5 protein-coding genes and 1 pseudogene are annotated in these 7038 nt (G+C 60.4%); 5 read left to right on the forward strand and 1 reads right to left on the reverse strand.

Annotation, left to right across the window (positions count from 1 at the left end; genetic code table 11):
* Positions 1-2: 2 nt before the first annotated feature.
* The gene (locus AIIKEEIJ_RS08745) at positions 3-1676 is read left to right on the forward strand and encodes a pyocin knob domain-containing protein (protein WP_161995461.1); all 1674 of its coding nucleotides are present in this window, start codon (positions 3-5) and stop codon (positions 1674-1676) included.
* A gap of 3 nt (positions 1677-1679) precedes the next feature.
* On the forward strand, positions 1680-2174 hold the full coding sequence (locus AIIKEEIJ_RS08750; protein ID WP_161995462.1) for a hypothetical protein: 495 nt from the start codon (positions 1680-1682) through the stop codon (positions 2172-2174).
* Positions 2175-2235: 61 nt separating this feature from the next.
* On the opposite strand, the gene AIIKEEIJ_RS08755 is transcribed toward AIIKEEIJ_RS08750, so the two are convergent.
* Positions 2236-2484: an excalibur calcium-binding domain-containing protein gene (locus AIIKEEIJ_RS08755; RefSeq protein WP_161995463.1), complete on the reverse strand. Its 249-nt coding sequence runs from the start codon at positions 2482-2484 to the stop codon at positions 2236-2238.
* Positions 2485-3459: 975 nt separating this feature from the next.
* Between AIIKEEIJ_RS08755 and AIIKEEIJ_RS08760 the strand changes: the two genes are divergently transcribed.
* The 3 genes and pseudogenes from AIIKEEIJ_RS08760 to AIIKEEIJ_RS08770 all read left to right on the forward strand — a co-directional run.
* Positions 3460-5004 (forward strand): AAA family ATPase, encoded by a 1545-nt coding sequence (locus AIIKEEIJ_RS08760; RefSeq protein WP_161995464.1) that lies wholly within the window; start codon positions 3460-3462, stop codon positions 5002-5004.
* Between the two features lie 5 nt (positions 5005-5009).
* Positions 5010-5861: a hypothetical protein gene (locus AIIKEEIJ_RS08765; RefSeq protein ID WP_161995465.1), complete on the forward strand. Its 852-nt coding sequence runs from the start codon at positions 5010-5012 to the stop codon at positions 5859-5861.
* Between the two features lie 198 nt (positions 5862-6059).
* A pseudogene (locus AIIKEEIJ_RS08770) lies at positions 6060-7038 on the forward strand (ATP-binding protein); the annotation flags it as partial.

The following is a 7038-nucleotide window of genomic DNA, read 5'->3' on the forward strand; positions in this document are numbered from 1 at the left end:
CCATGGGAACCCTGCAGCCCGCGAAGTACGGGAAGGTCGTCGGACGCCTGGTCGCCATCGTCGGCGACGGACCCGACGAGGACGAGTACCCCGTCGCCGGCGGCTTCCCCGACACGCGTCCCCTCGCCGGGACGGTGACCTTCACTCCGCGTGTAGGCACCATCCTCGTCGCAGGCGCACAGCCGGACCCAGTGACGGCGTTCGCCCACCCGGTCACCGCCCAGCTCGACGAGAACGGGTACCTCACCCTCAACGGGAAGAAGGGCGTGTTCCTGCTCTGCCCCAGCGCGGAGACCAACCCCAGCTTCTTCACCTACTCGGTGCGCTACTCCGTCACCCTCGACCAGCGTCCGGTCTCGACGCCGGCGTTCGACATCGAACTCGTCGAGTACCTGCCGGGCCCGGACCCCGACGACCCCGACGAGGGCTCGACCGCGGTCAACCTCACACTGATGACCCCGGCGCAGCCGTCCGCAGGCACACCCGTGGTGCGGGGCCCGAAGGGCGACACCATCATCGACATCACCGTCGCACCCGACGGGCAGGCGCTGGTGTTCCACATCGACCGCGACCAGCTCGGTGTCGTCGACGAGACCGTGCCCGTCCCGGCGCTCACCGCCGCGACGACCGCGGCCGCGACCGCGACAACCAAAGCGCAGGAGGCAACGACCGCCGCAGAGACCGCGACGACGAAGGCCGAAGAGGCGACAACGGCCGCGACAACCGCGACGACCAAGGCGTCCGAGGCGGCGGGATCGGCGGCCGCGGCCGCGCAGTCCGCGCAGGATGCAGCCGACGCCGTCGGCTCTGGCATCCCGAACGCGACACCGACAGTCAAAGGCGGCATCATGCTCGCCGGCGACCTCGGCGGCACCTACGACGCGCCGGCCGTGCCCGCCCTGGCAGGCAAGGCGGACAACGGGCTCGACTACATCGCGACCTACACCAGCGGCGACTTCAACACGCTCGACTTCACCGTGCCTGGCTTCTACCGCGCGCAGGGCGGCACCGGGTATGTCGCGAACGCACCATCGACCACGGCCGGACTGTGGTGGCACGTGCTCGCCCTCCCCGCCGGTGACGGGACGGGCGGCTCGATCAACGGCTGCATCCTGTTCGCATCGACGACGACGTCGAACTCGCTGTACCAGCGCGTGCGCTACGGCAACACGTGGGGGTCGTGGGCGAATGTGAACGCACCGCTGACCGCACTGACGGTGTCGGAAGGCACGACCGGAACGGCGACGAGCTCGCGCGCCGTCCGGGCCGACTACCTCAAGCAGGTCATCAACCACTACATCACCGGCAGCTCGGCGACGTCGGCGAGCGCGATCGGGCAGGCGCTCGCCGTCGCCGCAACGATGGCGGACGCACGGTCGGCGATCGGCGCCGGCACATCGTCGCTCGTACTGGGCAACACGGCCGGCACCGCGTGCGAGGGCAACGACGGCCGGCTCTCGGATGCGCGGCCGCCGACGAACGGCTCGGTGACCGATGCGAAGGTCGCGGCGAACGCGGCGATCGCCCTGTCCAAGCTCGCCGCCGGATACATGCAGGGGCAGCGCAACGGCACCGTGACGACGACGAAGGTCGACGTGCTCACCGAAGCGCAGTACCAGGCTCTCGTCACCGCGGGCACGGTTGACGCCAACACGATCTACTTCCGGTCGGCCTGACCGATGGCTGTCCTGTCGCTCGGTAGCACCGAGCTCAAGAAGGTGTCCCTCGGGTCGCTCGACATCGCGAAGATCAGCCTCGGCGCCACACTCATCTGGCAGGCCGTGACGTTCCTGCCGTCCCGCATGACCAAGACCGGGACGCAGAACTTCACCACAAGCTGGGCGCTGCTCACCGGATGGACGGCGGACACCGCGAACTACCCGGGCTCGACGGTCGTGTCGAACGCCCTGCAGGTACAGGGCGGGAAAAGCGGCGCGACGATCACAGCCTCCCTGCCTTACACGGGATCGTTCACCAACCCGCACACGGCGCGCATCCTGCTGAACGGGTCCGTGATCGCCACCGGCACCGCGAACAGCGCGGCGTCGGGCACCATGACCGCGACGGCGACAGATGTCACCCTCGCCGACGGCGACGACATCACGGTCGAAGTCATGGTCGGCACCTACGCCAACGGCTTCGTCTCCGCCGGCGGCATCGTCACCATCACATAGAGCCTGAAGCGCCCCACCTTCCCATCGAAGGTGGGGCGCTTTCGGCGTCTCCCGTGGTCCGCTACTCGCAGGCGACGCCGTCGTTGTCACCGTCGAGGTGTGCCGCGTAGCCCGGCTCCCCGCGGAAGATCGGAGTCACGCCGGCCTGACGAGCCTCGGTGCAGTTCGCATACGACGCGCCGGACGACCCGGCCGAGCCGGAACCGGAGCCGGATGCGATCCATGACAACGGGCCAGCCGATGCCACAGCGGGCGCCGCGATAGTCATCAGTGCGGCGGCGAAACCAGCAGCGACCAAACGTGCCTTCATGTTCTCCCTATTCGTTGGATGGAACCCCGACGAATGGGACATTAGAGCACTGCCTCGACTTCGTGACAGCCAGGGAATCCTGCCCGAATGGAGCGGTCCCATAAGGTGCTTCGGATCGAAGCCGGCTGTGCCTATCCGTCGACAAGGAGTAGAAGAACCAGGATGATCACCACTCCGATGGACAGGGAGATTACGAGCCCACCGGTGGGGGATCTGGCATCACCGAAAAGCGGTTCGTCGGAATCCCATTGCCACCGCCGCCGCCTACCCACTCCGCCATGAAACCGTACTGCCCGGTATGTCCGCAATGAGTAGATCTACGCACGCGGCTGGGAGCGGCGGCCGTACATCTGGGCCAGCGGCTCGTGTAACAGTCGAACCAGCGCCGCCGACACTACCGGCGGTAACCGTGAGTACCCCCGACGCTCGACGGTGCCGCAGCAGAATCGCCTCCGCTCCATTGCCTCCGGCGCGGGGGCGATTCGTTTTTGCGCAGGTTGCGCACGTCTCGCAGGCAATAGTGCGACGTGGTGATCGCCGTCTACCATCGACCGGACCGGCTGTGCAGCCCGCTCAAATATGAGGAAGCCCCGCCGGCGATCTATATAAGGAGCCGACCGGCGGGACTCAGCCACCGGACGGGGGAGAGCGGCGGCCAAGATCAACTTTAGGCGGACAGCGGCCGTCCCTTAGGCCTCCCGCCCGTCACGGCGCACTTCCCTCCGCGCCGGGCGCGGGGCGCTCCCCAAGGCCCAGAACGGCGGAAGCGATGATCCCGAGAGTCGATTAGTAGAGAGAGGCGACGAGTTCCTCAGCCACCGGTACAGTACGACTCCTAGCTTGATCCGGATGCGTGGGTCGATTCGTTGACACAGTGACTGCACACAAACGACAAGTCACGTGTACGAAGCTCCCTAGGTTGAGTAAGTTTGTGGCGACGGCCACGCTGGTGCGTATTGCTGACTAGGAGAATCAATGGAGATTGAGGTCCAGGGTGATCGGTCATTTCCTTCGGCAACCGGTCGTCCGTCATTATTGCTGATACCTGACAACTGGAATGACTACGGATACAAGACATTGTACGATCTCTGGATCCGTCATGGAAACGGACAGTTGTCTGAGATTGGCGGAGTGAAAATCGCTTTTGGGGAAATCAGCAAGTATCAGCATCCCTTGAATAGGGGACGGTATGACCACCTGCCAAGCGAGTATTTCTCGTTGGGTCAGGAGGATTCCTATTATGAGAATATTCGTGCCTTGGGAGACGATCTTCGGGAGGATATTCTACGTTCCCTTCGTGATATCGCGTTCAATATCGACGGAGAACTGTCCCTCGCATTGCAATTTGATGTGACGGAAACGTCGTTGTTCAGGTACGTCAGCAAGAAGACGGTCATCGGCCAGTTCTCGCGTATTGCGCATGGTGGGAAAAGGGTTCAGGATTACAAGTTTTCGTATAGATTTCCCCCCGGGGATGGGTTTGGACTATGCCCTGAATTAAGATTCGAGGTCGACCCTACTTCGAACCCTCCTTCGAATATCCATGTAATTATCGGTCGTAACGGTTCCGGTAAGACCAGGCTCCTACGTAGGATCGCTCAGGCCTCGCTTGGTTCCGGCGTCAAAGAAGCAGGGGAGATATTTGACCTGGAAAATCCCGGATCCCGACCCTTTGTAAACTTGATATCAGTGGCGTTCAGTGCATTCGACCCTTTTGACTCCTTCGAGCATGCTAGTCGAAATGATGAAGGTGTCAATTATCGGTATGTCGGGCTTCGAGATCACGACGGAGGATCCATAACCGTCAAGGACTCAGCGGACCTTGCCCAGGAGTTCTCTGAGATCCTCGTTTCGCTCGGGTCGACTGAGTCTAGAGAGCAATGGCAGCGCGCAGTTGAGCTTCTAGAAAGCGATCCAAACTTCGCTCGGTATGGTGTTTCGGTTTTGCTTGGACGAATGGGAAACTTGGCCAATAACCTCACCGCGTCCCCTCGGGCTAAAATAGATCCAGCTGCGGCGTTCGAGTTGTTTGGTAAATTGAGTTCGGGGCATAAAATTGTTCTCCTGACAATGACCCGGCTCGTTGAGCTAGTTGCCGAGCGCTCGCTAGTTCTAATAGATGAACCCGAGTCCCATTTGCATCCGCCCCTCCTCGCCGCTTTCATGCGTGCACTTTCTGAACTTCTCAAGAACAAGAATGGCGTTGCATTGGTCGCGACTCATTCGCCGGTGGTCCTGCAAGAAGTGCCAAGTGGATGCGTTTATAAGATGAACAGAATCGGCGAGGATTCTGTCGTAGTAGACCGTCCCCGTCTAGAAACATTCGGAGAAAACGTAGGCATTCTAACTCATGAAATATTTGGTCTTGAGGTGGAAGGTTCAGGATTCTATCGCGAAGTTTCGCGGGTCGTCTCCGAGTGCAAAACATACGAAGAGGTCCTCGAGAGGTTTGGTCAGAAGCTAGGAGGCGAGGCCAGAGGTCTGGTTCGGATTCTCTTGGCGTCAAAAGAGGGAGTCTAGCGATAATGCAATCACTAAGGCTGCCGGTAATTTCTGTTGAGGACGTCGTAAGAGGCAGCATTGATGGAATGCAGGACAAGTCGGTGCGGGCCGCCGTGGAGAAGGTTATTGCTGAATTTTCTCTAGCGAACGAAAAGTTCGTAAAGTCAATTAAGGAGGGGACGCTTCACGCGCTCCAGTCTTCACATTTTGAAATATCGGGATTTTCAAATGCGGAAATTGTGAAGATCGTGTACGAAGACGGCATGATATGCCGGAAAGGTGGCCGCCGGTACTACGACCTCCTAAAATCTCTTCCAAGGTATGGTGAATGTCCATTATGCGGAATTGGGGATGTGGAGACGCTGGACCACTATCTTCCTAAATCGAGATTCCCTGCGCTCTGCGTTTCTCCCGCAAATCTCATACCAGCTTGCCGAGACTGTAACACCGAAAAAAGAGAGGTCTTACCCAGGGTGCCGGGGGATGTGACGTTGCATCCATATTTCGACCGTGTGGACCATGACCAATGGTTGCATGCGCGAGTTGTTCAGGAATGTCCGCCAAGACTTGAATTTGTGGTCATCCCGCCAATTGGATGGGCTCCTGTGCTGAAAGAGCGAGCGGGTAGTCATTTAAGAGTTTTCAAACTTGGCAAGAGGTATGCGAGTCACGCCAACCGTACGATGTCGAGCATACGGTTGATACTGGAAAGTCAATATGAGTGCGGCCAGGGCGTTGGTGTAGCTGAGTACCTCGATGGTGAAGCTCGGACGCGGCTCCTTGAAAAGCCGAATAGTTACTTGGGTGTCACATATCAGGCGCTGGCGGCGAACCCTTGGTTCTGCGATGAAGGGTTCAAACTGTTCAAGATTTGAGCTGCATGTACCGCTGGCTGCCCTCCGTGCGCGGTCACTTCGGAGGGCGGGGCGTTCGTGCGCTCGGTGCGCATCCGTCGCTTTAGACCGAGGCGGCCGCGCGTGACGCGCTTCGGTACCCCAGAGTGCGGCCACGTTGCTCACTGATGTCTGGGTTTGCCGGTACTGTTCTCGACGTCGAAGCACAAGGGGGAAGATATGGCGCTGACCACGTCGCTACGGGGTCGAGTCCGCAATACGAGTCTGCCAAAGAGCCATGCCCTCCTTCCCCTCCTGGAGGCCGTGGTCAACGGGATACAGGCCATTGACGCTCAGTTCGGCGACGACTGTGGTCAGGGTCGTCTGAGCGTCAAGATCGAGCGCAGTTCACAGGGTGAGCTCGACCTCGGTCCCTCCGGTCCCGGCCGGTCTGCACTGAAGCCGATCGTCGGATTCACCGTCGAGGACAACGGAGTCGGCTTCACGGACGAGAACATGGTCTCGTTCGAGACCCTGGACAGCGACTACAAGGCGGCGGCCGGTTGTCGTGGGGTGGGCCGTTTGCTCTGGCTAAAGGCATTCGACAGAGTCTCTGTACGCAGTGTGTACGAAGACGCTACAGGAACATTGCGCGGTCGTCAGTTCAGGTTCTCCATTAACCACGACGTCGAGCACATCGAGCCGCCCGAAATTCTCGCCGAGGCCGGCACCGTCGTAGAGCTGGATCGATTCAAGGACGCCTATCAACGAAGTGCTCCGAAGACGGTCGAGGCCATTGCCAAGGAAGTGTTCGAGCACTGCATTTGGTACTTCCTCCGGCCGGGTGGTGCGCCCGAAGTGACGGTCTTCGACGATGACGACGCCGTCCCGCTCAAAGAGCTGATGGACGACTTCGTGTTCTCCTCGATGCCGACGACGACGTTCGAGGTCAAAGGTGAGAAGTTCGACATGGTCAACCTTTGCCTCAAGTCTTCGACCCGCAATCAAACCCCACGGTTGTACTGGTGTGCCGCGAGCCGTGTCGTGAGCGAGGAGAACCTTACCGGGAAGATCCCCGGCCTTTACGGAAGGCTCAAGGACGATCAATCAACCGATTTCACCTATGTTTGCTACCTCTCCTCGGACTATCTCGACGCTCACGTCCGTGCCGACCGGACGGCTTTCGACATCGGCGAAAGCGTCGCAGGCACGACCATGG

Source organism: Rhodococcus sp. YH1, assembly GCF_009939605.1.
In the GTDB taxonomy this organism is placed as follows: domain Bacteria; phylum Actinomycetota; class Actinomycetes; order Mycobacteriales; family Mycobacteriaceae; genus Rhodococcus; species Rhodococcus aetherivorans.